The sequence below is a fragment of the Mesorhizobium sp. M4B.F.Ca.ET.143.01.1.1 genome (genome assembly GCF_004792275.1).
Classification (GTDB): Bacteria; Pseudomonadota; Alphaproteobacteria; order Rhizobiales; family Rhizobiaceae; genus Mesorhizobium; species Mesorhizobium abyssinicae.
The window spans coordinates 107,359-132,184 of the sequence record NZ_SRSR01000003.1 but is presented as its reverse complement, the minus strand read 5'-3'; the positions used below and the strand labels follow the sequence as shown (position 1 = coordinate 132,184).

20 protein-coding genes are annotated in these 24,826 nt (G+C 63.3%); 6 read left to right on the top strand and 14 right to left on the bottom strand.

Going from position 1 to position 24,826, the window contains the following annotated elements:
- Positions 1 to 49 precede the first annotated feature (49 nt).
- A complete protein-coding gene (locus tag EN786_RS08115) occupies positions 50 to 1,012 on the top strand; it encodes a dihydrodipicolinate synthase family protein (protein WP_135908144.1) in 963 nt (320 codons plus the stop codon).
- A gap of 167 nt (positions 1,013 to 1,179) precedes the next feature.
- Here the strand turns inward: EN786_RS08115 and EN786_RS08110 are convergent, their stop codons facing one another.
- The 12 genes from EN786_RS08110 to EN786_RS08055 form a co-directional block, all read right to left on the bottom strand.
- Entirely contained in the window at positions 1,180 to 2,007 is an 828-nt protein-coding gene (locus tag EN786_RS08110; protein ID WP_127312104.1) for a DUF1445 domain-containing protein, read from the bottom strand.
- 171 nt (positions 2,008 to 2,178) lie between these two features.
- Complete coding sequence (gene sctT, locus EN786_RS08105) at positions 2,179 to 2,994, bottom strand: type III secretion system export apparatus subunit SctT (RefSeq protein ID WP_135908142.1); 816 nt, start codon at positions 2,992 to 2,994, stop codon at positions 2,179 to 2,181.
- A 9-nt stretch (positions 2,995 to 3,003) separates the two neighbouring features.
- Positions 3,004 to 3,273: a flagellar biosynthetic protein FliQ gene (locus EN786_RS08100; protein ID WP_127285468.1), complete on the bottom strand. Its 270-nt coding sequence runs from the start codon at positions 3,271 to 3,273 to the stop codon at positions 3,004 to 3,006.
- Between the two features lie 15 nt (positions 3,274 to 3,288).
- Positions 3,289 to 3,942 carry a type III secretion system export apparatus subunit SctR gene (gene sctR, locus EN786_RS08095; protein WP_127285467.1) on the bottom strand — a complete coding sequence of 218 codons (654 nt, stop codon included), beginning with the start codon at positions 3,940 to 3,942 and terminating at the stop codon, positions 3,289 to 3,291.
- Entirely contained in the window at positions 3,935 to 4,915 is a 981-nt protein-coding gene (sctQ, locus tag EN786_RS08090; RefSeq protein ID WP_189340728.1) for a type III secretion system cytoplasmic ring protein SctQ, read from the bottom strand. Before sctQ ends, sctR begins: the two co-directional genes overlap by 8 nt.
- A gap of 156 nt (positions 4,916 to 5,071) precedes the next feature.
- Complete coding sequence (locus tag EN786_RS08085; protein ID WP_127309765.1) at positions 5,072 to 5,560, bottom strand: hypothetical protein; 489 nt, start codon at positions 5,558 to 5,560, stop codon at positions 5,072 to 5,074.
- Positions 5,557 to 6,906, bottom strand: a complete 1,350-nt coding sequence (locus tag EN786_RS08080) for a FliI/YscN family ATPase (RefSeq protein WP_127284917.1) — start codon at positions 6,904 to 6,906, stop codon at positions 5,557 to 5,559. Before EN786_RS08080 ends, EN786_RS08085 begins: the two co-directional genes overlap by 4 nt.
- Complete coding sequence (sctL, locus tag EN786_RS08075; RefSeq protein ID WP_127284918.1) at positions 6,903 to 7,520, bottom strand: type III secretion system stator protein SctL; 618 nt, start codon at positions 7,518 to 7,520, stop codon at positions 6,903 to 6,905. The genes EN786_RS08080 and sctL overlap by 4 nt, the downstream gene beginning before the upstream one ends.
- Entirely contained in the window at positions 7,517 to 8,146 is a 630-nt protein-coding gene (locus EN786_RS08070) for a SctK family type III secretion system sorting platform protein (RefSeq protein ID WP_127284919.1), read from the bottom strand. Before EN786_RS08070 ends, sctL begins: the two co-directional genes overlap by 4 nt.
- Positions 8,143 to 8,976, bottom strand: a complete 834-nt coding sequence (gene sctJ / locus EN786_RS08065; RefSeq protein WP_281033876.1) for a type III secretion inner membrane ring lipoprotein SctJ — start codon at positions 8,974 to 8,976, stop codon at positions 8,143 to 8,145. The genes EN786_RS08070 and sctJ overlap by 4 nt, the downstream gene beginning before the upstream one ends.
- 16 nt (positions 8,977 to 8,992) lie before the next feature.
- A complete protein-coding gene (locus EN786_RS08060; protein WP_127284920.1) occupies positions 8,993 to 9,625 on the bottom strand; it encodes a hypothetical protein in 633 nt (210 codons plus the stop codon).
- Positions 9,626 to 9,642: 17 nt separating this feature from the next.
- Positions 9,643 to 10,293 carry a type III secretion protein gene (locus EN786_RS08055; RefSeq protein WP_245478210.1) on the bottom strand — a complete coding sequence of 217 codons (651 nt, stop codon included), beginning with the start codon at positions 10,291 to 10,293 and terminating at the stop codon, positions 9,643 to 9,645.
- A gap of 237 nt (positions 10,294 to 10,530) precedes the next feature.
- On the opposite strand from EN786_RS08055, the gene EN786_RS08050 reads away from it, so the two are divergent.
- Positions 10,531 to 10,716, top strand: coding sequence for a hypothetical protein (locus tag EN786_RS08050; protein WP_127284921.1), 186 nt, complete (start codon positions 10,531 to 10,533; stop codon positions 10,714 to 10,716).
- Between the two features lie 64 nt (positions 10,717 to 10,780).
- Positions 10,781 to 11,704: a LysR family transcriptional regulator gene (locus EN786_RS08040; protein WP_127284922.1), complete on the top strand. Its 924-nt coding sequence runs from the start codon at positions 10,781 to 10,783 to the stop codon at positions 11,702 to 11,704.
- Between the two features lie 17 nt (positions 11,705 to 11,721).
- Here EN786_RS08040 and EN786_RS08035 read toward each other — a convergent pair whose 3' ends face one another.
- Together EN786_RS08035 and EN786_RS08030 are read right to left on the bottom strand one after the other, a co-directional pair.
- Positions 11,722 to 21,921 (bottom strand): LysM peptidoglycan-binding domain-containing protein, encoded by a 10,200-nt coding sequence (locus EN786_RS08035; protein WP_127309766.1) that lies wholly within the window; start codon positions 21,919 to 21,921, stop codon positions 11,722 to 11,724.
- Between the two features lie 77 nt (positions 21,922 to 21,998).
- Positions 21,999 to 23,093 carry a MurR/RpiR family transcriptional regulator gene (locus EN786_RS08030; RefSeq protein ID WP_246688723.1) on the bottom strand — a complete coding sequence of 365 codons (1,095 nt, stop codon included), beginning with the start codon at positions 23,091 to 23,093 and terminating at the stop codon, positions 21,999 to 22,001.
- Between EN786_RS08030 and EN786_RS08025 the strand changes: the two genes are divergently transcribed.
- The 3 genes from EN786_RS08025 (at position 23,074) to EN786_RS08015 (ending at position 24,813) form a co-directional block, all read left to right on the top strand.
- Positions 23,074 to 23,256, top strand: coding sequence for a hypothetical protein (locus EN786_RS08025; RefSeq protein ID WP_126092905.1), 183 nt, complete (start codon positions 23,074 to 23,076; stop codon positions 23,254 to 23,256). The two genes, EN786_RS08030 and EN786_RS08025, sit on opposite strands and share 20 nt — an antisense overlap.
- Positions 23,257 to 23,374: 118 nt before the next feature.
- Positions 23,375 to 24,376 carry an EscD/YscD/HrpQ family type III secretion system periplasmic domain-containing protein gene (locus EN786_RS08020; protein WP_135908138.1) on the top strand — a complete coding sequence of 334 codons (1,002 nt, stop codon included), beginning with the start codon at positions 23,375 to 23,377 and terminating at the stop codon, positions 24,374 to 24,376.
- 38 nt (positions 24,377 to 24,414) lie between these two features.
- Entirely contained in the window at positions 24,415 to 24,813 is a 399-nt protein-coding gene (locus EN786_RS08015) for a hypothetical protein (RefSeq protein ID WP_127312128.1), read from the top strand.
- Positions 24,814 to 24,826: the final 13 nt, after the last annotated feature.

Genomic DNA, 24,826 nt, shown 5'->3' with positions numbered 1-24,826 from the left:
CTCCGGGACAAACTGGTCAATCTGCCAGCCAGCCTCAAGGAGAATCCCAATGGGCGCCAATATCTTTTCCGGCTGCATGCCGGCCTTGATGACACCCTGCACGGAGGACCGCCAGCCCGACTTCGAGGCGCTGGTGCGCAAGGGGCGGGACTTGATCGCGGCCGGAATGTCTGCCGTGGTCTATTGCGGCTCGATGGGCGATTGGCCGCTCCTGACCGACGAGCAGCGCATGGAAGGCGTCGAGCGCCTGGTGAAGGCCGGCGTGCCGGTGATCGTTGGAACCGGCGCGGTCAACACCGCCAAGGCCGTGGCCCACGCCGCCCACGCCCAGAAGGTCGGAGCGAGGGGCTTGATGGTGATCCCGCGCGTCTTGTCGCGCGGACCGTCGGTGACGGCGCAGCGCCACCACTTCAAGGCGATCCTCGCCGCGGCGCCGGATCTGCCCGCGGTCATCTACAACAGCCCCTACTACGGCTTTGCCACGCGCGCCGACCTGTTCTTCGCGCTGCGCGCCGAGCATCCGAACCTTGTCGGCTTCAAGGAGTTCGGCGGCCCGCAGGATCTGCGCTATGCCGCCGAAAACATCACCAGCCGCGACGATGAGGTTGCGCTGATGATCGGCGTCGACACCGCCGTCTTCCACGGCTTCGTCAATTGCGGCGCGTCCGGCGCCATCACCGGCATCGGCAATGTCTTGCCGAAGGAGGTTCTGCATCTCGTCGGACTGAGCCAGGCGGCCGCCAAGGGTGACGTCGAGGCCCGCCAGCGCGCGCAGGAGCTCGAAGCCGCGCTCGCCGTTCTCTCCTCCTTCGACGAAGGTCCGGACCTGGTGCTTTATTTCAAGCACATGATGGTGCTGAAAGGGGATCCCGAGTACCGGCTGCACTTCAACGAGACGGATGCCCTGACCGACAGCCAGCGCGGCTATGTCGAAGCGCAGCTCAAGCTGTTCGACACCTGGTATGCCCAGTGGTCGAGGCAGCCCGGCGTGATCGCGAGATATGCGGCCTGAAACCGGTCGAGATCATCTCCGCGCCATAAGCCGAAGGCAGGGGGCCTTTCATCTATGCTGGCGGCGGCGCGGTGTCCGCAGCTCGAATTGCCATTACCAATTCGAGCCGCAATCATGGCGAGCAGTGGCCGATCGTCAGGAAGCAATCGTTTTCCTGCGCGGCCAGGCTAGTAGACCTTGAATGCACCCGCACCCGCTCGTGCATCCACATCGGTGATCAGCATGTGTCCCGGCGATACCGTGATCGAGATCGCCAATTCGGCACGAGCAAGAGCATCCTGGGCGGTCAGGCTGCTGCCCCAAAATACAGGGACCTCCCCGTCCATGATTTCGACCGCATCGCCCCAGTCGGGAGCCATCAAGTCCTCTATCCCAATGATGGCGGGCTCTCCGACATGGATGGGAGAGCCATGGGCGTGCGGAAAGCGTGCGGTAAGGGCGCGAACCTTGTCGACGTCGCACCCTCTTATCGGCCGCATGGAGACGACCATCTCGCCCCCAAACGGTCCGACGCCGCGGGTCTCGATCCTGGTTCGGAATTTGGGCAAGGCGTTGCCGTAGCCGATGCTGCGGAGCTTGATGCCCTTCGCGACAAGGGCGGCTTCGACCGTCAGCGAACTGCCCAGCGCGAAAACGGCGAAGTCTTCGCGCCACAGGTCGATGATGTCCGTGGTCTGATGGATCACTTCCCCGAAGCAATAGATGTTGTACTGGGGCGCGTCGGTGCGGATGTCGATATCACCCAGTGCCGGGAGCAATGGGCTGCCGACACGGCTGACGCCCACCAATGGACAGGGTTTTGGGTTGCGGACGCAGAACTGGTGGAAATCGCCGGCAAAGCTGCGAGGCACGATCACGACATTGGCCTGGAGCTTGCCGCGCGCAAGCCCGCCCGTGTGCCCTTCATAGGCACCCATCCTGACCAGTCTGCGGAGCCTGTCCGCATCGACCAGTCGCAAATTGTCATAGAACAATGAAGTGGTCAGGCGGGCCATGGCTTCCGAAGTGAGATGCACGTTTCAGAGACACGTCGAGAGCGCGTAAGATCATCGGCGGGTTGGCCGCTTGTCAAATTGTCAGAATCTTTCCCCAACGATAAATTGTATTTATTGGTCGGCCAATGGTGGCTGCTATTATTATTAGCGTTTGCGAATAAACCTTTTCGTTCACCGGCAGCCGTGGCAGCCGATCGCCTCTATCTGCCGGCCAGCTTCGTGCAGGAAGGCAAGGTCCCGGTTCATGTAGAACAGCAGGAAAGCCGCATAGAGGACAAACACGAGGCTGAAGACCAGCGTCTTGACGACCAGCGAAAGCGCAAAGACGTTCAGGTGCGGCGCGGCGCGCGCGAGGAAGGCAAGCACGATGTCGGACAAAAGCATGCAGATGATGAGCGGGAAGACGAGTGTCAGGGCCATCATCAGGATGCGGTTCAGCAAACCGAGGAAGATGACGGCGGCATCCTTGCTGAACACGGGCATGAGCTGGTCGATCGGCCAAAGGCCATAACTGTCATAGAGGCTGGTCAGGGAAAGTTCGAAGCCGCCGGCGGCCAGATAGACCGTGACCATGATGACCGCGAGCAAGGTGCCGGTGGCACTCGTCTCGTGGGTCATCATCGGGTCGATCAGCGTTCCCATCGTCGAGCCGCGCTGCAGATCGAGGATGTCGCCGGCAGCCTCCGCCGCCCAGAACGGTATGCCCATCGCCAGCCCGAGCGTTACCCCGACCACGACCTCCTTGAGCATGTAGAGCACAATCATCGTCGTCGTGATGTCGGTGCTCGTCAGCTTGTTCACGATCATCGGAAAGACCGGAACCGCCAGCGCCAGAGCCACGCCGTTGCGCAGCAGCCCGGATAGCGGCACCCGCGAAAAGAGCGGCATCAAGAGCATGAAACCGGTCATGCGCGCGAGCGCGAAAGCGCCGGCCAGCAGATAGAACTGAAGCTCCTTTATCGACGCGAAGAGTGGTTCGACCGGCATCCGCGTGCCTCAACGCGTGACGACGGGGAACTCGTCCAGCGCCGTCGAGGCCTGCTCCGCGATCTGCTGTCCAAGCAGCGGGCCGACGACGATGATGACCAAAAGGATCACGACGAGCTTGATCGTCTGCGGCAAGGACTGGTCCTGAATCTGCGTCAGCGCCTGGGCAAGTCCGACAAGGATGCCGACCGCCAGCGCCGCGATGATCGCCGGGCTGGACGCGAACAGCACCGTCCAAAGCGCGCCTTGGACCTTCGCCAGGATGAAGTCATTGCTCATGCAAAACCCCCGGCGTCAGCCATAGCTCAGGATGAGGCCATGCATCAGCCGCGACCAGCCATCGATGGCGACGAAAAGGAACAGTTTCAGCGGTATCGAAATGAGGACCGGCGAGACCATGATCATGCCTAGCGTCATCAGGACGTTGGCGACGACGATGTCGATGATGAGGAAAGGGAGATAAAGCAGGAAGCCGATCTCGAAGGCACGGGTCAGCTCGGAGGCGACAAAGGCGGGAACAAGGATCGAGAGATCGTCGTCCTTCAGGTTCTGGCGCGCCTCTTCCGGCCACAGGCGGCTCGTTCCGTCGAGGAAGAACTTCCGCTCTTGCGGCTGGGTGAATTTCATCAGGTGTCGTTGCAACGGTTCCCTGACCAGCTGTGCCGCCCTGGCCAGGTCATCGGTCGTCTGGAACTGGACCTGCCCCTCCTGAAGCCGCCCCGACATCTCGCTCAGCAACGGCGTCGTGACGTATACGGTGAGCACCAGCGCTATGCCGTAGAGCACCAGATTGGGCGGCATCTGCTGGACGCCGAGCGCATTGCGGATGAGAAACAGCACGACCGAGATTTTCAGGAAGCCCGTCATCGTGACGACCGCCAGCGGCAGCAAGCCGACGAAGCCGACGGCGATCAGAATGCCGAGCAGGTTGGGCGAATTCTCAAGCATTGTCGAACATGCGCACGATCCGCACGCCCAGGCTTTCGCCGATCCGCACGATCTCGCCACGACCGACACGCTTGCCGTTGGCGATGATGTCGACACTCGCCTCCGTGACATCGGCGAGGGCAACGACAGAGCCGGGCGCAAGCTGCCTTATCTCGCCGACCGGCATGGCCGTGCGGCCGATCTCGAAGGCAAGCGCGACCGGCAGCTCGTCCAAAGTCGACTCTTCCAAGGTCCGGTCGGCTGGCGGCGGCGTGTTCTCGTTCATGGTCCACTCCCAATTCGATCCAGCGATTGCGGTCGGCGCGGCAAGCAATTGCGGCCCATCGGCAGTCAGGGCCACCGGCGCATAGAGACGCTCGGCAATCACCAGCGCCGCCATGCGTTCCTCCTCTGCATCCCTGAAAAGCACCACATCGTCAGGCTGCAGGCTCCGCAGCTCGCCAAGGGTGATCGCAAGCGGGCCACGCCGAAGGTGGACCGGCAGCGGAAATCCGGCCGGGATCGGCGGCCTCGCCTTGCCGAGCTCGTCGAGAAGGCGGCCGATCCGCGCCGCCAGACCGCCGTCGTCAGCATGCAAGACGCAGTCGATCGCTTCATCCTTGCCGGTCAGGACAAAGGCGAATGGGATCTCGCCCGAAACGGCGTCTTCCGGTGCGATCGAGGTGATCGCGATCCTCTCGCCCAGCCTGTCCTCGATCCAAGCGAGATCGTCCTCGAACGTGGCCTCCAGCAGCAGAGCGGCGTGAGCAGGCGCCAATCGTTGCACGTCGAGGAGTTCGTCCGCCCTGGCCAAGCCCCGTTCGACAACAGAAAGCGGCAGGCGCAATTTGACGATCGCGTCCCCGACGGTGAGCGCAATGGTACGAAGCTGCTCGTTGGCAAGGTTCGGTGCCGGCCAGACCGCCGCGATCGCCATGGCCTTCCCCGCAACCGTGATCTCGGCAGGAGCGCGGCGGCGGTAGAAGGCGTTCAATGCACCGACGTCAACCGGCGCAACGGATTCCAACGTCAGCAGCTCGCCGACGCTCGACCGTGCGGCCGCGCGCTTCGCCGGTTTTGACCGCGTTTTCCTTTTTGCCGACGCGAAGGCTTGAGGCATCAGATCCATATTCACGATCACGGATTGGGGCTATCGTTCTGTAGGCAAGCGCGATGGACCGCGCTCCTCCTCCTCGGAAAGCTCGGCAAGCGCCAGGCGACGACGTGCGGTGCGCCTGGTCAGGTGCTCCAGCAGCCCGTCCAGCTTCGTCACGGCCCTCATGCTCGCGCGATGATCCTTGCGGGCTGCCGACAGCTCCACTTTGCGTCGCTGCTCGGCCACGCCGGCCATCTTCTCGTTCTCTCGCAATTGCCCGGTTTTGCTGGCGGCGACTTCGAACCGACCCTGAAGCCGATACAGGCTGGCAGCCTTCACCGGCTGTCCGACAAGCGCACCGAACGCTGCATCTTCGGCGTCGACCGTGCGCTGAAGGTGTTCGGTGACGGCGGCCGCCGCTTCCTCGACCTCCCTCGCAGCCCGCTGCGCGGCGGCTTGCCTTCTGATCACCTCTTCCGTTGCACGCTCCTCACGGCGGCGTCTGAGGTCGCGCAGCCGGGCGATCGTGTCAGGCGCCTTCATTGGACGATCTCCCGCATGCGCTGGCGTGTCTTCTCGATGCCCTCGTGCGTGGCGGACGGTTGTCGCAGGAAGGCATTGATGGCGTCGATCTTGGCCACCGCCTCGTCCGCCACGGTATCGCTGCCCTTTTGATATTCCCCGACGCGCAGGAGAAGCTCGATGTCGGCGTAGCGGGCAAGCAGTTCTCGAAGGCGGCTCGCGTCAGCCCGGTGCGCCGGCGGCACGACGGCATCCATCAGCCGGCTTCGACTGCGCAGGACGTCGATGGCCGGGAAATGGTTGCGCTGCGCCAGCTCGTTCGACAGGAAGACATGGCCATCGAGAAGCGCCTGGATCTCCTCGGCGACCGGATCCAGCGTGCCGTCGCCTTCCAGGAGAACGCTGTAGAGGCTGGTGATGGACCCGACCCGGCCGGGCCCCGAGCGCTCGAGCAGACGCGGCAGCACCGCGAACAGCGAAGACGGAAAACCGCGCCGCGTCGGCGGCTCGCCCGAGGCCAGGCCGATCTCGCGCTGCGCGCGGGCAAACCTGGTTATGTTGTCCATCGCAAGCAGCACATGCTTGCCCTGGTCGCGAAAATACTCCGCGATGCTGGTCGCCACGTAAGCGGCCTTGACGCGCTCGATGGCAGGCCGGTCGGATGTCGCGACGACGACGATCGCCCGCTCCCGCCCTTCCGCTCCAAGCTGATGCTCAACGAATTCGCGCACCTCGCGCCCGCGTTCGCCGACAAGGGCGACCACGGCGACATCGGCGTCGGTACCGCTGACGATATCTGAAAGCAGGATCGACTTGCCGACGCCAGGCTCGCCGAAGATACCGACGCGTTGCCCGCGCGCGCAGGTGAGCAGCCCATCGAGGGCGCGGATGCCGAGCTGGATCGGCTCGGAAATCATACTGCGCTCAAGCGGAGATGGCGGATAGGCGTTGACCGGATAGCTGCCGGCAATGCCGTCCGGCGCAAGCGGCTTGCCGTCCAATGGCTCGCCGAGCGCGCTGATCACCCGGCCAAGAAGGCCGGGGCCGACGGGCACCTGCTGGTCCTTTCCGGTCGCAACGACCTCGGTCAGGCTCGAAAGGCCGGTCAGATCGCCAAGCGGAACGAGGATCGCCATCTCGTCCAGCAGGCCGACCACTTCCGCCCTGGTCGTCCTGCCTGTCCTGGGGTCGATCAGTTCGCATATCTCGCCGATCCGGGCCTCCTCCACGGTCGCGTGGATGACGGTGCCGGTGACCCTCCGCACGCGCCCTCGCCTCGGCCGGCTGGCATCGTCGCGCAGGCCGGAGCGCAGGCCGGGGATGATGGACGCCAGGCGATTTTCGATTTCGGTAGCGGGCGTCGTCATGCAACCTCCGCCCTCGACGCGATGGCGGCAGCTATGGCCTTGAGCTGCGCGTCGATGCTGGCATCGACGACGGCAAAGTCGGTCGAAACGATGCAGGCGCCGACCGCCAGCGCATCATCCGCGTCGATCTCGACGGTCATGCCCAGATCACTGTCGCGCAGGACCGCGTTCAGCTCGTCCCGGACCCTGTCGACGGAAGCGGGATGAACCCGGACCTTCAGATATTTGGCACGGCGAATTTCGGAAACCGCCTGTCTCGCGGCCCTGGCGACAAGCGTGCTGACGTCGAACTCGCCCAGCATTCGCCTGACGATTTCGATGGCCAGGCCGATGACTTCGGCCTCCAGCCCGGCGAGATAGCGATCCACCTTGACCGCTGTTTCGCCGATCAGCCGCGTGGCGTCCGCATCGCCCTGCGCCTTGCCGTCCTCATAGCCCTGCGCATATTCGGCCGCGTAGGCTCGCCGGGCGGCCTCACGCAATTGCTGCGCATCGCGCCTCGCCTCGTCGAGAAAGGCGTGCCCATCCTGCCAGGCGCGCGCTTCCGCGGCGCGCAGGATGCGCGCAGAAGGGCGCCTCGGCATGGCGTCGATCGCTTTGCCCGGTTCGATCATCTCGTCTCGCTCATCGCTCGTCGAACAATCGCCGGACCGGCAGCGGCAAATGCTTCGGCCGCCGCTGCGTCGACAGACCCGTGCGGCATCAGCTTGAGGCGAACCCGCATGCTCGTCTCGCCGGGCATCGCCTGACACCACGCGCCAAGGCAGCTCAGCCCATCGGCATAGACGCGATCATGAATATCTTCCAAGGGCTGCAAGGACTGGGTCGGACCGGCGAGATCGCGGTTGGCGACCGACAAGGCGCAGAGATCGGCGCCAAGGGCCGCCTGCAATCCGGCGGCTTCGCGTCCATCGATGACAGCGGCCAGACTGCCGGCCCAGTAGATCGCGCCCGAGCGGAGCGCAAGCTCCTCCAACTCCTCACCCGATGACAACGCGATCGCCCGATCCACCGCGTCGGCCGGCTCATCGGCCGCGGAATGGAGCCGGTAGCGCTCGAGCAGCAATTTCGACAAGCGCTCCTGCAGGCGCTGCGATCGCAGCATGCGCTCGCAGGCGGCCTCGCTTATCGTGCCGTCAAAGCATTCCGCAAGCCGGGCCGCATCCGCATAGGATGCGGGATTGGCCATGAATGCCTGCCATTCCGGGCTGGCGGTTTGCTGCGAGCCGGTCCCGGTCATGTCTTCTTCACCGGCAGAGCGGATGCGTCGAGCGCATAGACACCCGGCCGTCGATACCACTGGAGGTACGCCAGCCGGGCAGCCAGCGCGAGTATGGCCGCCGCCATGCCGTAGAACAGCCACATCGCGGCGGCGACGCTGTCCGGATGCAGCCAGAGGCCAAGGAATGTCGTGAAGCCTGCTTCGGTGCTTTCGTGCTCGGGGGCCGTCGCGGCCACCGGGATGAGCGTGACCGAGACATTGTCATAGGTCAGTCCCGCAATGCCCTTGGCCACCAGCATCTTGACCTGCGGGATCAGCTCATTCATCGGGACCGACGCGCGATGCCGGATGAAGACGGAGGCGGAAGACGGCACCAGCTGCTGTCTCAGCGGATCGTTCTCCGGCAAGACGAGATGGACGCGTGCGGAAAGCACGCCGTCGATGTCCGAGATCGTCTGCGAAAGCTCCTGGCTCAGGCCGTAGATCATGGTCGCCCGCTCTTCCACCGGCGAGGACACCAGCCCGTCTCTCTTGAACACCTCGCCGAGCGTCTGGAATTCCTGCTTGGGCAATCCGCTTTCGTCGAGGATTGCCATGGCTTCCGCGAAACGGCCCTTCTGCACGGACACCGTCATCTTGCCGTCCTTGCCGGCCTCGCGCTGGGCCGGGATCCCGCGACGCATCAGCGTGGCGACGATCTCGTTGGCCTGCTGCTGGTTGAGGTTGGAATAGAGCTCCACCGAGCACGCCTGGAGCACAAGCATGCCGATGACAACCAGCGCGACCCGGCACCGGGCGCCGCACCGATTCAAAAGCGTTGATCGCCGCGGCAAGGATAGCGTGGGCACGAACACTCCGTAGCGCTTACTGTTGCTTGATCAGCGTGCTGGTGGACGAGGTGACGGCGGTCACGCTGCTCGTCACCACCTCGAGATTGGCGGCTGCCCACATCACCGAAATCGATCGCTCGAGAAGTTGCTCGGCGTTCTTTGCCGGCGCGCTTTCGCCTTCCTTGCCCGACGGCGCCGCCTTGCCGGTGGCATCCTGCAGCGAGGCTGCTTCAGCGTTCACGGGGGCGTTCGCCTGGCCGAGAGCTTTCTGGACCTGCTGCATGGTTCCTTCAAGCGACCGAACGGCGGAACCGAACAGTGCCGACGGATCGGTGAGCGCCCCACCCCCTGCCTTCTCCGCCTCGGCCAGATAGTCGAAGAGTTGGCGCTCCACGATCGGCTCGGTGCGTTCCGCTTTGGCAGATTGTCCGCCCGCTGCCGGATTGGCGCCGGACGATGCCTGCGCCACCTGCCGACCTGCCGGCGTGGCGACATCGCCCCGGTCGGGCGTGCTGGCCTTTGCGACATCGTGCTTTTCCTGCTTGGCGCCCACCATCCGGTTGCCCGGCTGCGCTGCCGCGCCGGCGGTGATCTGCTGTTGCGAACTTATGCTGGTGGTCAAATTTGCCAGCGTTGCCTCCAGGGCTCCAATCGGCGCGATCTGCATGATCCTGGCCTCCTGTTTCAGTTCGGTGTGACGGGCACATTCTGTGTCTCCGCCAGCTTGCCGCCGCGGAAAACGCGGATCGAAACGACCTTGCCGGGCTCCCGCTTCGGGCTCGATGCGGCAGGAATTCCGAGCGTCTTCCTCACGAGTTCGACGTAGGACGGCGGCCCCGACACCGAGACGACATCGTCTTGCCTGGAAACCTTGATCGGAAACCTCGGATCGATGACGCCCAGCCGCTGCAGCCGATCTTCCGCGCTGGCAGCCGTGTTGGCATCGAGCGGGATCATCTCGGTCTGGACTTCGGCCTCGGTCGCGACGTTCATGACGATGCCGTCGAAATGCCAGACCAGGCCGTACCGATTGCAGATCTCTTCCAGGAACTCGCGGGCCGTTCCAACCGGCATGCCGGCGCTCAGGCGCCCCTTCACAAGCTTGCTGACACGCATCGGAACGCGCATGTTGCGGCCAAGCTCGATCAGCGCGTCCGTCACCGACTGATCGACCGTGATGTATTTGTACGGGCCGGCGGGCCAGCGTGGCTCGGCGGCGCTCGCCCGAGACGAAGCGAGGCCAAGCGCCAGGATCATCGCGAGGCCGCCGGCCGCGAAGACGGCCTTGGCTCCCGACAACCAGCGTGCATGGCAGGTACCGCGTCCCGTCAACATTTGGTCCTATCACAAGACGACGCGGAGCGATGACCCGCCTCGCCTGTCTCATGGTTTAACCCGCCAACTCGCTTTTATCGTGCGCACCGCAAAATTGGAAGTCCAATTGGATTGCTTCTGTGTATTTGGTTCCAAATGTTGCGAACAGCGAGCAAAGCGATATGGTGCGCGCTGGAATCAGGCGTCACCGCTTCGTGATCCCCGGATTCAATGACTGGTTGGGAAGGATCGGCCTCGGTGGCGGCAAGCAAGAACCTGGTCGCACATCTGGATGCTCCCACCGGAAGTCCGGGGCGCTGGACGTCGATCGGGCTGAGCCTCGCCCAGAGCTTGGGTGAATCAGTTCTGATTGCTGCCACGTTGACTGTCGCCATGGCGCCGGCGCAGGCTCAATCGAACAGCGGCTATCCGCATGACCAATGAAGACGTCATCGACCTATATGACCGAGTGAAGATCGGCGCCCAGATTATTGTCCGGCATTGAATCGTGATCCCTTTCAACATCAAGCAGCTCGAAACATTTCTGCTGGTAGCGACTTTAGGCAGCTTTCGAAAGGCGGCCGAACGGCTGAACACAACGCAGCCGGCGGTATCCACCCGAATTGCCGGCCTGGAAGAAGCGCTGGGTGCCAAGCTGTTCGAGCGGCAAAGCAGCACCGTCAGGCTGACCGCCGAGGGACAGCGGCTGCTGCCGCCCGCGCAACGCGTCTTGCGCGTGGCGGAAAGGCTGCAGCTGACGGCCAACTCCCTTTCAGAAACGGCGGGAGTGCTCAGGCTCGGGGTTGCCGAAACCATCGTGCACACCTGGCTGCCGACTTTCCTGAAGGAGTTGCAGACAAACTATCCGCTGATCGACACCGATATCGTCGTTGACGCGACGACCACCCTTCGCAACGAACTCATGTCGCATAGGCTCGATCTTGCGGTGCTGATGGGCCCGGTTCTGGAGTACAGTATCGAGAATATCGGGCTGCCGCCCTTTCCGCTCGTCTGGGTGTGCTCGCCGCAGCTGAAATTGCCGAACCGGCGCAAGCTGACGCTGAACGATCTGATGCAATTTCCCATCATCAGCTATGCGCGCACCACAACGCCCTACAGCGAGCTCTACCGCAAGCTGACCGGCGAGTTGGAAGAGACGCCGCGCATCTTCCCCGCCAATTCGCTGGCCGCGTCCATCAAGATGACGGTCGACGGTATCGGCATAGCCTCTCTCCCCGAGGAAGTGGTCCGGGACTATGCCGCAGGCGGCCAGCTGCGCATCATCGATTGCGAATGGCACCCGTCCGACCTGCGGTTTACCGCCTCCTACTCTTCCGAGCCCTCCAATCCGATCGCGGAGCGGGCGGCGAAGCTGGCAGCCTGTGTCGCACACGCCTATGCCGCCAGGATCGGCAAGGCTCCTGCCGACTAGACCGAGCCGGCCACTCCTCAGCCGACCGATGCGACCGGGAGATAGATGCGGTCGCCCGAAAAAATCTGATCCGGGCTCAGGATGTGATCCATGTTGAGCACCACCGTCTCCGCGACATCCGCTGAGTGGGTCCTGGCGATCAGGCGAATGCTGTCGCCGCTCTTGACCTCGACCCACTGATAGCCGTCCTTCTCCAGCGTCGGGTTCGTGCGGCCTTCGGCGTTGCTGCTGCCGTCGGGATGAACCTCGACATGGTCGCCGGAAACCCAGCCGCTATGCATTTTGCTGTCCGGTCCGAAACCTTCGACGGGTATCCAGGCCTCTCCTGACGGATCGCTCGAAGGCTTCGCGGTCTGTTCGACGAACGTGCCGGGCTGCAGAACCGTGGCCACGCTCGAATCCCCGTCAGGCTGTGTCCGCAAATTCAGCCCGTCATCCGCCGACACCACGAGTTGCGGGAAGTCCTCGGGCGGGGTTTGCGGCGGAACATCCGACGGATCATCGGGTTGCTGGGACGAGGCATCGCCGTCCGATTTTTTCGGATCGGGTGGAGAGGTCGGGGCGCCCTCCCAAGGCTTCGTCAGCAGCGAGTCCAGCGAGAAGAGAAGCATGCCGACGCCGAAGGTTATGCCCAGGGTCCACCGATCCCACGCACCCCATCTTTTGTCGGACTTTTCCGCCGCCGCCATGTCGGCATCGGTTCGCGGCACCGAACGGCGATTCATCCGGTCCGTCCTGATCGCCGATGCCCAGAATTCGGCGCAGCCGAACGTGAACAGGGTGCCGGCGACCGTGGCGATCGGCGCCGGCCAGGAGTGCAGCGTATAGACGGCGCAGCCAAGCACATAACCGGGTCCAGCCAGATGTTCGGCCACATTTCGGATCACCGGTCTGCCGGTGAACGACTGCAGCATCGACTTCGTGCCATAGACGACGTTGCCGAGCGAAAACGTGCTGTTGACGACAAGGTCCTTACCCTGGATCATCCCGGTCGCGGCACCTGGCGCCGCTGCAATGAATGTGGCCCCGCCGAGCGCGTTGAGGAATCGCCCGAACGGCTTGTGATTTGCGGTTGCGTTGGGGAAGATCGCCTGCGAGCCGAAAACGAAGCCTCGCACGCCAAATGCCACCGCTGCGGCAGTCGCGCTCCAGGTTGGCGGCAACGAACTCCACAACGCGTAGGAGGTGGTCGACATGCCGCCAAAGGTGGCGAGCGCCTGAGCGTTTTCGCGCATCCTCGCATGGCTGAGGGCCAGATCGACACTGGCAGCCTGATCCGGCGTCAGCGCCTTGCTGTGGGTGGCACGATAGTTCGTCAGTTGCAGCACGGAGAGGCCGTTCGTCTGATCTCCGCCCATCCACCCGAACTGCTCAGGCGTGAACTTGCGGAACTGGCCGGGGCTCATTTCCTCGAACTGTTTTGGTGTCACCGCTTCGATCTGCGGCTGGGTCAGGGCTTCGATGTGGTGGATCGTGAAAGCACCCCATTGATCGCGGGTCAGCACCGGAATCTGCTTCTCGGTCAGCCACGGCACCTGCTTGGGATCGAGCTTCGCAGTGTCAATGGAATCGATCATGTTTTCGGGGATCGCCGGAACCTGGCGCTCGGTGAGGTTGTTCAGCAATCCGGCCGTGGCCAGGTCCTTGAACTGCTCTGACGTGAACTTCGCGACCTGGCTGGGCTTGAACCACGGAACCTGGCGCGCTTCCAATGTCGACGCGTCAACGAACTCGACCATGTCTCCTTTGATCGCCCGCATCTGTGGTTTCGTCAGGTGAGGCGTCAAACCGGCTTTGCAGAGGTCCCGGAACTGCTGGTCGGTCATATTCCGGACGTGACCCTCGGTCAGCCAGGGAACCTGCTTCGCCTCGAGGCCCGCGATGTTGACATAGCCTATCTTTGCCTTCGGGATACCGCGCAGCTGGCCCTTGGTCAGAGACGGCAGCAAGCCGGCCCGATCCATGTCGCGGAACTGCTGTTTTGTCAGCTCGGCCACCTGCTCTCGCTTGAGCCATGGAACCTGGTTCGGCTGGAAATCGCCCATGACGAGATCCGGCACCTGGTCAAGCGGAGTAGCCCTGACGCCATCGCGGGTCAGCCCGTGGCCGCCGGAGGCACCGCGTATCCAGGGCAGCACGACGGCTTCGCCCGTGTCGGGGTCGTAGACCAGCATGTGCGTCTTGTCCTGCACCTCCGGAGCATCGGCCGGGGCGCGGGGTCCGTCGGAAGGCGGCACATAAACCTGTTCCGGGCTCCTCGGCTCCGTGCCCAGCATTGCCGCGACGATCACCTCGCCATTCCTGTCCTGGAGATGGATGGTGCGGCCCGCGGCGACCTGGCTCGACGCCGGTTGAGATTGCGGAGTTGCCGTAGCGGGCTTGCTGTGTCCGAAGATGTTGCCGACAATTCCCGCATCGTCGAGCGCCCGCTGCAATTCCGCGGAAGGCGGCGCATCGAGGAAAACCCAGCGCGGCTGATAGGCGGGGTTCTCGTTGCGCAGCGCCACATCCTTGTTGATCTGCTCCTGCAGTTTTGGCGTCAGCGGCACTTCGCGCATCTGGGCGACACCGTTGATGGTCGTCCAGCGATGGTAGGTCTTTACCTCGATGGCCTCGATCACGTCAGGGCTCTTGAAGACAGGCGAATCCACGTAGCGCCCGCCCTCGCCGAAGACCGGATGCGGGCCGTCCGGATTGGCCGCGACCGGGAAATGCGCCTCCCCAAGCGATCCGTTGAGTTCGCGTGTGTAGGTCTCGCCGGCCTTCCATTTTTCAGGCTGCCGCATGTTGCGCACCTGCTGCAGCGAAAAGGTGGTCGGCGGCGCCGCCTCGATTGCCTTCCTGGCCGGCATTGCCTGCGGCGGCACGGCTTCTCCCTCCGGCCGTCCCTGGCTGCCCGGCACGTGGTCCTGCGAGCCGCCGCGCACCCATGGCAGGACATATGCTTCGCCCGTCTCCGGGTCCCGATAAAGAATATGCGACTTGTCCATCAGCTCCGGTTCGTCGCCGCGCGCCTTTGGTCCGTCGGCCGGCGGCACATAAACCTGCTCCGGACTGTTCGGCCCGTTGCCCAGCATTGTGGCGGTAATCACATTGCCGCTCTCGTCCTGAAGCTGCAGGGTTCTTGGCGGGCGTTTACCGGCCGACGCAGCGTTGGCGGCGCCTGCGGCCGCGTCTTGCCCAGGCGCAGGGTTGCCTGCCGGCGGTGCTGGCCGTCGAAACCAAAGAGGCCTGTCTGAGGGCGAAGGAGCAACCCCCTGCTCACCATACCAGCGCGCAAGCGCCTGCTGCTGGTCGGATGGCGCCAGATAGATGAATTCCGGCGGCGGCATCTCAATTGGTTTTGCCTGTGTCTCGAGGAAGTTACGGATGGCGCTCATCGCGCCAGGTGGAATGAAGGCTTCATCCTTGAGTGACAGCAACGTGGATTGGCGGAACGCCTCGATATCGGCCTTCTGACCGGGTGTCGCGGTCGTTTCGAGTTCATCCAGCCATTTTCCGAAAGACGCCTTGCCGCCTCTCGGAAATGCCAGACCTCCGCCCCTGTCGGCACGCTGGTCGAGTTCATGCAGCCAGCGCGGAACCGCTATTTCCACAGGCAGGTTGTCGGCGAAGGTAAATTCACGTCCAACGAAGTCGCCCTTCGCGACGATCGGGGCGACCTCAGGCAAATTCGTTCGGTAGAAGAACCTGATTTCGCCCGTGAACGCCAATGGCAGCTGGAGGAACGGCACGGAGGGCACGCGCAACTTGAGCGCCGGGCTCCGCACCGCAAGCGTAACGTCAAGTGTCGAGGCGACAGCCTCACGCTTGCCGAAAAGGTTGACATAGATCGGACCGCCCGAGCGAACATAATGATTGTAGGGCGCAGGCAGCTTGCGCAGGAGAATGCGGTCCGGACTCGGCAGGAATTTGTGGAATGCCTCGTTGACGATGACCTCGAGCCGGCTTGCGCCGGCATCCCACACGCGTCGACTTTTTCCCGTGAGATCGACAATTGTCTCGCCCAGCGCCAAGCCGGGAACAGCAGATTGCCGCATCCCGCTTGCCGAGCCAGGAATGAACAAGATCGATTTCTGAGCATCGATTTCTCCCGACGCCACCAGTGTCCGGATCGTGCTCATGTCAGGATTGTCGGCAAGCGCCTGCGCCGTATGCTCGTCCTTCACGACGAACTGGGCCCTCAGTCGCAGGCGGTCAAGCACTCCCTTGTTCGCGTCGACGAAATCTGAATTGACGATCGTTCCCTTGGGCAATGTTGCGTCCATCGCCACTTCGTAGCGCTTCTCGACGCTTAGCAAGCTCGTCAGGTAATACTTGTCCTCCAAGTAAACTTTGCGATACGGAACGTCGCCGTGGAACTCCGAGAATTCCGTCTTGCCGTCCGCCGTTTGACGCAAGAAGTCGCTTTCACCGTCCTTCAAAATTGCCGACTTTGAGCGAAGGGCGAGGCTGAATGTGAGCTCCACGGCCCAACCCTTGTTCCCTGCCGGACCCTCAACGCTGGCAGAACGCGGCATGACCGTGAAGACGGAATCCGAGGCCTCGCCGAACAGCCTTTGACGTGCCGCGTCGAGAAGATCCTGACCTTTGAACTGGAAAGCCGTCTGGCGCTGAACCTTGAGGCCGAGCTGCGCGAGCGTGACGTTGCGATGCTCGTTCGGGCGAATGGAGATTCCCAGTTCCTTACCGAGACTATAGCGTGCCGGTTCGAGCGACCGGTATTTGACGCTGTCGGCAAATGCCTGCCAAAGGGCACGATAATCGGTGCGTGTCCCTAGGCCCACCATGTATGACCGCCAGGTCGGCGATCCCAACTGGAGGGCCTCAGGCATACCCGGGATCGAATGGACGGCCATGTTTACCGGATCGGAGTTGAACCGAACCCGCCCGAGCGCGGATATCCTGAAATCTCCCCAGTTCTTCTGTTTGGCCGGCTCGACGCCTGCCAGCGGGTTGGCGCCAGGCGCTGCGCTTTCGTCCGCCGTCCTCCGCGCTGTTTCTGGAATGCCATCCGGGCCATAGCGCTCTGCCAGCTCGTGGCTGGAATAGTAGCTTTTCTCCTGTTCGTAACGGGTGACCAGCTGTTCGGTGGTCAAGCCGTCGAGATAGGCCGAGGGTGTTTTGGGATCCTTGCCGCTTGTGTAGACATACCCGCCTGTGTCGCGTTCAGGCGTGCCAGTGAAGCTGCGCGTTTCCGGATCCCACACGAGATGCACCGGGACCTCTGTCACGGTCGGCTTGTTCGACACGATGATGGGATCGCCGTCAGTGGGGTTGGCTGGGCTTCGCACGGCCAAGCCATCTGGATCGCGGCCCGGCAGCATCGTCGGGTCACCGCTTCCAGCGCCTTCGAATGGCTCATGCAAGACGATCGGCCGCGACGGCTGACTGTTGCCTGAGGGATCAGTCTTGTCACCAGTCGATGGCGGCTGATTCTGGCCCTCTGACTTGCCGGCTGGCAGCGCGCGCTGACCAACTGGATTTCCGGCCCCCTCCCGAGCGCTGAAACCGGGCCCCGGTTGGCCGCTGGTTTCGCCGATCACCTCGCCCTGGATAACGATCTCATTCGGGTCCGGCATGACGTATTCGCCGGTGGGCCTGTAAACACCGTCCTGGCCCATCGCGTAGACCGCCCGCGGTCCCGGCCCCGAATCCGGTCCGCCCGGCGGTGGAAAGCCTGACGTGGGAGTCGCGTCGCCGCCCCGAGGACCGGACGCTCCAGGCATGTTGTACAGCAACGAGCGGCCGCCAAGGCCCGTGCCGACCGCGCCGGTGCCGATGCCCATGATGGCGTTCGCAAGTTCGGCAAATGACATTTCACCGCCGTGCCTGGCCAGATCCTCCGCCGACCTGGCAAGCACCGGAATACCGGTGACCACGCCCCCGGCATCGAGGCCCCAGGCTGTGTTGGTCAGCTTGCTGCCGCTTTGCAGATAGCTCGCTGCCTGTTCGGCATAAGAGGATTGCGTTACGTTTACGCGGAGTTTGCCAATGCCCCAGCTGGCGTCACTCATGCGCGCCATGCCGAATCCGCCCGCGAACGCCTCGGACGTGGACAGGCCGGCCCTTGCCAGGCCGAACGTGCGCAGGGCGCCGGCCCCTACGGGCAGGAACGCGGTCACGCCGGTGGCGACATTCCAGGCCGACTGACTGTCGAAGTCGCCGCCCTGAAGCAGATGCTCGCCTTCCTTGTAGAGCGTCTTGCCGCCAAGAGCCGCGCCGGAGGTGATCGCAATGGGAATGGCCCATTGACCGCCCGGAACGAACGAGACGATGGTGGCGGCGCCGGCGACGATGCCAAGACCGATGTCGGTGGCCTTGTCCCAGAAATCAACCTTGCGTGCGTCGGCGATCTCCACCTCGTCGAGCGAGAACCCATCGGCGCCGAGCTTCATGTCGCCGCCCTTGGCCAGGATCAGCTTGCCGTTCTGGCTGAAGATGCGGTTCTCATGCTGGAATTCGTCGAAGCTGCCGTAGTATTTGCCGGAGCTGTCGACGTAGCCGATTTCTTTTCCATCGTTCTTGATCGCGAACAGTGCCGTCGACGATTCCATCCCGCCATCCAGCGAGAAGATCGGCACGACCTTGACCTCCGCGTTTTCGCCGGCACGGTCGGTGATCTCTCCGGTAACCTTCGTGACCCCCTCGCTCGATTCGTCGAGGCCGAGAGTGCGGGCAACCGTGCCGCTGAGCTCGCCGGGCTTGTATTGCTTGTATTCGCCCGTGAACCCGTTGTCGTACAGCTGCTTCAGCCGGACCTGATAGCCGGCGAGCGCCTGATCCTTGTGCTCCTCGAAATACGTGTTTTTGAGCCGCGCCTCATGCTCTTCGTTGCCATAGGTCAGAAGCTTGGGGTTGCTTGCGTAGAAGCCGTACCAATCGCGCGCCGCCACCATCGCGGGGCGGACATCCTTGTTCCATGTCTCCAGTTGAGTCTTTTCGGTTTCTGCTAAACCCCTGTCGATTTCCGCGGCCGCCACTTCGGGGTGCACCCACAGCCACTGGCCATCCATCTCGATCCGGACCGACTTGCCGCTGGCGCCGATTGCGCCCGGCCCACTCTTTTCGTAGGCAGCGGCAACCTCCGGTGCGACCCAAAGCTCGCGGCCGTTCACCGTGACCTTTACCGGCTTCTCGCCCGGCTGCAGTGTGCCGGCAGGCGCTTCGACGGTGCCCCCGCCATGCTCGGTGATTGCTTTGTCGCGAGCCGTCGTCGCGTCGACGAGCTTGGCTTTCGCATCTTTGAGCTTCGCGTCGAACTGCTCGACCTGCACCCCGACGATCTTGGATTTGGCTGCCGCCAGCGCCGATTGCGAACCTGTCCCATTGGGCGTGCAGACCGGCGCCGAAGCCGAGCTTTGTGTCGATGCCAGCAGCTCCTGCCACTGTTTGTTGAGCGGATTGTTGCGGAAATCGTCCCGGATATTCTTGTCGCCGAGATCGTATGTCAGAGCATATCTTAGGACTGGCGTGTCGTTGCCGTCTTTGTCGCTGAAAACATCATTCTCATAGGTGTTTACGAGATAGAGCTGTCCATTCTCCTCGATCACTTGCTGCGATTTCAGTTTGCCGGTGAAGTCACCCTCGCCGTTCGTGTAGCCGTCCCAATCGAAATGGTGCGGATTTCTCTGCTTCGCCTGGGCGACCAATGCCTGCTTGATCGGTTCGACATCCACGGCAAGGTCGGCCGCATCTTTTTGCGCGACGCCAAATTCCTCATACGCCTCAGCCAGCGTCACCTGGCTGGCTGCCGGCCCCTGCAGGCCTTTCAGTCCCTCAAGCCTGCCATTGATTTCTGTATACTCGGGACTCCCGGATTTGACGCCGTAGAGCTCCAATTCCGTCGCGCTGACCATCTGGTCGATGGTGGCCTTGTTGCCTCGCGCGGTGTGCAGCGCCGCGTTGATGAAGAGTTGCGTCACCCCCGCGTGCTCGGCCTTGCCCTGCAGGTTGGTTTCCTCGCGGCTGGGCCCACCGACAGGACCGACGGACGGCTTGCTCGGATCGCTGAGCATCGGCAGGGTTGCCTGCTTGCCCAGGGCATCAAGGAGGCTCTTCTCGCCCTGTGCGTACTCGGCCCTGGCAGTGCTGGCACTTTGCAGCATGCTGTTGGCGGTGGTCAGCCGCTTTTGCGCATCCGCCAGCGTGCCTTTCGGCTCGGGGGCCTGCCATTGCAGCCCATACGGCGCCAGGACCTTATCGAGTGTCGTCTCGGCGCTCTTCACGGCTCCCTTAAATTCGGGGTCCAGCGCATAGACGTCGAGCTGGGCCCCGCTCTGCTCAGGCTTTGCCTGTGCTTCGCCGAGACGCGCTATCACAGCGTTTTCGGCGGCGATCGCCTTGGCAACTTCCGGATCAAACCACTGCCAGCTCCCGTCGACCATCAGCGGCACCCACTTGCCGCCTGACGGAGCCGTAGCCGACGGCGGCTCGCCGAACGGGCCAACCGATGTGGCGCTGCCGTCGAGATTCGGCGTCGCCGGCCTTCCGCCACCATATTGCTTGATCGCGTCCTTTACTGCTTGCTGCTTATCTGCGACCTCTTGCGCAAGCTCAGGACTTGCCCCGCCGAGCACTCCTTCCAGAATCGTCTTGAGAACCGTGTCGGTCTTGGCCTGCTCGGGATCCTTGCTCTGCGGGTTGATTTTCATCAGCAGTTCGGCCAACGCCTGCTGCGCCGTGCCGACCTCGATCTTCAGGTCGCTGCCGGTCGTGTCGTTGTGCAGCGTCATGCTGCCATCGGGCCTGGTGGTCAGCGTATAGCCGTTGAACGTGACCTTCACGGTCGTTCGCGTGCCGTCTTCGATGGTGACCTTTTCTCCGGCGTTGATGACGTCCGGATCACGGGCCGAATCGAACAGTCCGGGATTCGTCCGCCTGAGATCGTCGAGCGATACACCATATTTCCGTGCGATCAGGGTCAGGTTGTCGCCCGGCTTGACCTCGTACTCGACAGGCTTGCCGCCATTGATCTTCTCGGTGATGGTCGTCGTCACCCGGCCGTCCTTGTCGGTGACGGTCTTGGTTTCGGTCCCGTTGCCATCGATGGATTGCGACGTTTTTTTCCCGTCTGCCGTCGTCGTGACGGTGCGTACATCGTGCTGATAGTCGTAAGAGTAGACCGTCTTGTCGCCGGTGCGCGGATCGGCGAGCTCGACCGACTGCGCGTCGCTGCTGCTGGTGGCCGTCACCTTGTAGCCGGCGGCCTGCAATTCGGCGACCACCTGGTCGCTGGTGAGGCCGTTTTCCTGCGCGATCTGCTCGATGCTCTTCCCATCGGCAAGGTCTTGCTTGATGTTGTGCGTGCTGGCCCCGCCCGGATCCTGGGAGGCCGCCAATATGGTCTTACGTCCGTCCGGACCGGTGACGGTGGTGACGGGAAGCGACGGGCCGGCGCCCGGCGTCACCGTTTCCACCGAGGTCCCGTTGGGCATCGACGTCCGCTCGGTGACGGTGCCTGTGCCGAGATCGTCTTCATACCGCGTCGTGATGGCGCCGGTATCGGGATTGTAGCTGCTGGTCTCCTTGCGTCCGAGCCCGTCGCGGACCGGCGTGGTGGTTGCCGCGCCATTGGGTTGTGCCTGGACGCTCGTATAGTAGCTGTCGTGCTGGTAGTCGTAATATTGGGTGACGGTGCGGCCGCTGCCATCCGTGATTTTCGTCGTCTGCACGTCGCCATTGCCGCTTGTCGGGTCGGTGGTCGACACGGTCATCCCGCCGGACCTGAGCGCGGCGATAACCTGTTCGCGCGTCATGCCGCGAGCGGACGCAATCTGGTCGATGCTCTTGCCGCCGGTGACGTCGTTGACAATGTTGCGGGCGGTCGTCGCGTCCTTGGGGTTCTCTTCGGCCGGGCCCCCATCGAGTTTCACCGTCGCGGCGGTTGCGGCAAGATCGGGTCGCACATAGAGAGCTGGCGCCACCGTCGCGCCATTGCCCGACGTGCCTGCGCTGGCGTTGACGACATTGACGCCCGGCATCGCCGGAACCGCGACCGGCGGCGGCTGAAGCGAACTCAGTTCGCTATTCACCTGCGCCAGTTGCTGGCGCGCCTGCGCCGCCCAATCGCGCTCGCCCATTCTGTTGGCAAGCCGGATCTGCTCGCGCAGTTGCGCTGCCTGCGCCTCCAGCCGCGCAACCTGCGCGGCGTTTGCCTTGGCGTCGACCTTTTGCGGTTGGACCGGCGGCTTGGTGAGCGTTATCGGGCGAACCATCTGGGCGACCTCCGGGAATCACTGTTGCCGGCAGCCTGGCTGCCGTCACGCCCGCCCAGACAGCAACCGTTCCAATGCTACCTGGGGGGCTTCCAATAAATGCCGAAAGCGGCAAGCTGCTCTTCCGACTGCTTAATTCGATCCGCGGCATCTACCTCGGACTGCGCAGCCGTCAGTGCCGCCAGGATTTCGACGGCGGCGAAGGCCGGCGCCAGGCTGCGGAAGAACGACTGCGAATTTGACGTGACGATGATTGTTTCCCGCGCGATCCGGGCCAGCGGCGACACGCTGCTGTCGGTGATTGCCACCACGCCGACGCCCTGCCGAGCCGACTGCCGCGCAACATCGATCGTCGTGCGTTCATACGGCGACATGGCTATGGCCAGCAGCACATCGCCGCGTCCCGCCTGCTGCAGAACATCGAGGCCAGGTCCGCCCATCTCGCCGACAAGCGTCACCTTGCGGTCGCCGCTAGCCAGAAACGACATGATGTGAGCGAAATGGCCCGCGACCGGATAGGCGGAGCGTGTGGCCAGGACGAACAGATTGGACGATCGCGCCAGCAGGCCGGCGGCGGCGATGAATTGCACGGCACTGCCATATTCGCCAAGACTTGCAATCTGGGCCGCGAGCGTATCGGCAACGACCCCGACGGTCGAATATCCGGGATCGCCATGCTGCTTGATACCCTGTCGCGCGGGCTCACCGGCGATCGTCTCACGAAGCGCACGCGCATAGAGGCTGCGCATGTCCTCGTAGCCATCAAGCCCAAGCCAGCGCGCCAACCGCATCATCGTGCTGTGCGAAACGCCGGCCTGGTGCGCCTGCTCGCGCATCGACATCAGCGCGACATCCTTGGGATGATCCAGCACGAAACGCGCCGCGACCCGCAACTGCGGCGGCATATTCTCGAACCGTTCGACCAACAGCTCGGCCAAAGGACCTTTTTCCATATCCGAAGTACCCCATTCACCCGCCTCGCAGGTTACTCCTAGAACGCGACCAACGCAACAGTTGGAACTTGTCTGGCTCAAATATTCCAAATGGACTTTCATTTTCAGCCACGCTGCCTTAAGCTGCCTTGGCAATGTGCCGGAGCGCAGCGGTGTGAGTCCGGCGTTTGCGACTTGAATTTCTCGCAAGGAGACAATGATGGCTGCTACCCCTCCCATTACGTCCGGCTCTGCAGGGTCGCCGGAACAGAACCTGGACAAGATGATCAAGCACCAGGAGCGCATGTTTGGGCTGGAGATCACGAAAGAGATCGCGAAATCCCAGCATGACATGCTGATGAGCACCGCGAGGACGCTCGGCCAGTCGGCTGAGAAGGCCTAAGGCGGATCTCGAACCCGTACGCCGCCGAAGCAACCGGCGGCGTACTTGCACGGCAGGAACCTTTCAACGCCGTCGTCAGGCTGCATTTGAAATCGTCATCGGCGGGAGATGAAGTGGCATGACCGATAGTCCTATCGGCAGGTATCTGGATGCGGCGCCCGCGCGCCGGCTGCGGTCGCTCGTCGCCCCCTCCCCGGCATCCGGAGGTTTCGTTGTGCTCAGCGTCACCCACGGATTCCACGCCGGCGCCGAACTCAGCCTGGTGGAGACGCTGTACACGATCGGCTCCAGCACGGAATCCGACATTGTGCTGAGGGATGCCGGCATCGCGCCGGTCCACGCAAGGCTGCGGCGCAAGGGCAGCCAGTTTGAAATCGAGGCCGTCGGCGGCGATGTCACGCTCGCCACAGGCGAAACCATCCATGAAGGCCACGGCAGCCGCTGCAGGCTGCCGCTCACGGTAAGTGTCGGCGACGCCCGTATTCGGCTGGTCAACCCGGAACGCCCCGCAAGTCGGTGGTCCTTTTCCAATCGCCCCGTGCTGGTGGCGGGCAGCGTTCTGTGCGCCGTATTCGCTCTTTCCCTCGCCGCGAACGGGCTCTCTCTCGCCAAGCCCGATGTTGGCGAGACGCGCCCCTCGAAAGATGGCGAACCGATCAGAATGGCCTTCGCCGGCGAGCCGGGCCAACAGGTCCTGGACGATTCGTCGCCGGCGCAAATGCAGACCGCCGCCGAAGCGGAAAGTCAGCTCAAGCTGCGTCTCGAGCAATCCGGCATAAGGACCTTGACCGTTCAGCGATCGCCGGGACGCCTCGTGGTCTCGGGCATGATCCCGAATGACCAGAGCGGCGTCTGGACGGAAACGCAATCGTGGTTCGACCAGGCCTTCGGCGCACACATTCCGCTGGTCTCCAACGTCATGATCGGCAACGCCGAGCAGGCCCCGCGTCTGACGCTGCAGGCGATCTGGTATGGCGAGCGGCCTTACGTCATCGCAGCCGATGGCGCGCGCTACCACGAAGGTGCGTTCACCAATGACGGCTGGACCATCAAGCACATCGGCGAGACGGAACTTCTCCTGACGAAGGGCGGCGCCACGGTCGCGCTGAAATACCCGTGAACCGTCGGCTTGAAGGGCCGCGATTCGATTCGGCAAGGATGGACACGGCTGGCCGCGAGGTGCGCCAGGCGGAAGGCGTGCGCGGTCAGTCAATCAACCGGCGACGGATGAATGGCGTCGACAAGGCCGCGAGCCGTGCTCAGGGAACGAAATCCGCCGCTGGTGCTGAAAGGCCGCAAACCGCGGAGTTTCAGTCCTCCAGGGAAGCGGCAGGCGAATCGCTTGATGACATCCTCATCGACTTCGTCATGCCCCGTATACCCGAGCCAGCCATCCTGCGGCGCTCCGTGCCTATCCTCCAGCATTTTGTGACGCACCTGGTTCCCAACCTCGAGGGCGGCGAGCAGCTCAAGTCGCTTGCGAGAACGCTGATGGAGGATGAAATCGAGCGTCATCGCGACCTGCTTGGTCGCATGCAGGAAGGAATCGAAATCTGACCGGCCCGGATGA

Coding starts and splice junctions, on each gene's coding strand:
- EN786_RS08015 (WP_127312128.1), top strand. CDS start 24,415: ATGGACACGGCTGGCCGCGAGGTGCGCCAGGCGGAAGGCGTGCGCGGT.
- EN786_RS08115 (WP_135908144.1), top strand. CDS start 50: ATGGGCGCCAATATCTTTTCCGGCTGCATGCCGGCCTTGATGACACCC.
- sctL (WP_127284918.1), bottom strand. CDS start 7,520: ATGATCGAACCGGGCAAAGCGATCGACGCCATGCCGAGGCGCCCTTCT.
- EN786_RS08055 (WP_245478210.1), bottom strand. CDS start 10,293: ATGTTGACGGGACGCGGTACCTGCCATGCACGCTGGTTGTCGGGAGCC.
- EN786_RS08020 (WP_135908138.1), top strand. CDS start 23,375: ATGACCGATAGTCCTATCGGCAGGTATCTGGATGCGGCGCCCGCGCGC.
- EN786_RS08025 (WP_126092905.1), top strand. CDS start 23,074: ATGGCTGCTACCCCTCCCATTACGTCCGGCTCTGCAGGGTCGCCGGAA.
- sctR (WP_127285467.1), bottom strand. CDS start 3,942: ATGCTTGAGAATTCGCCCAACCTGCTCGGCATTCTGATCGCCGTCGGC.
- EN786_RS08110 (WP_127312104.1), bottom strand. CDS start 2,007: ATGGCCCGCCTGACCACTTCATTGTTCTATGACAATTTGCGACTGGTC.
- EN786_RS08070 (WP_127284919.1), bottom strand. CDS start 8,146: ATGACCGGGACCGGCTCGCAGCAAACCGCCAGCCCGGAATGGCAGGCA.
- EN786_RS08035 (WP_127309766.1), bottom strand. CDS start 21,921: ATGGTTCGCCCGATAACGCTCACCAAGCCGCCGGTCCAACCGCAAAAG.
- EN786_RS08085 (WP_127309765.1), bottom strand. CDS start 5,560: ATGAAGGCGCCTGACACGATCGCCCGGCTGCGCGACCTCAGACGCCGC.
- EN786_RS08060 (WP_127284920.1), bottom strand. CDS start 9,625: ATGCAGATCGCGCCGATTGGAGCCCTGGAGGCAACGCTGGCAAATTTG.
- EN786_RS08030 (WP_246688723.1), bottom strand. CDS start 23,093: ATGGGAGGGGTAGCAGCCATCATTGTCTCCTTGCGAGAAATTCAAGTC.
- EN786_RS08080 (WP_127284917.1), bottom strand. CDS start 6,906: ATGACGACGCCCGCTACCGAAATCGAAAATCGCCTGGCGTCCATCATC.
- sctT (WP_135908142.1), bottom strand. CDS start 2,994: ATGCCGGTCGAACCACTCTTCGCGTCGATAAAGGAGCTTCAGTTCTAT.
- EN786_RS08100 (WP_127285468.1), bottom strand. CDS start 3,273: ATGAGCAATGACTTCATCCTGGCGAAGGTCCAAGGCGCGCTTTGGACG.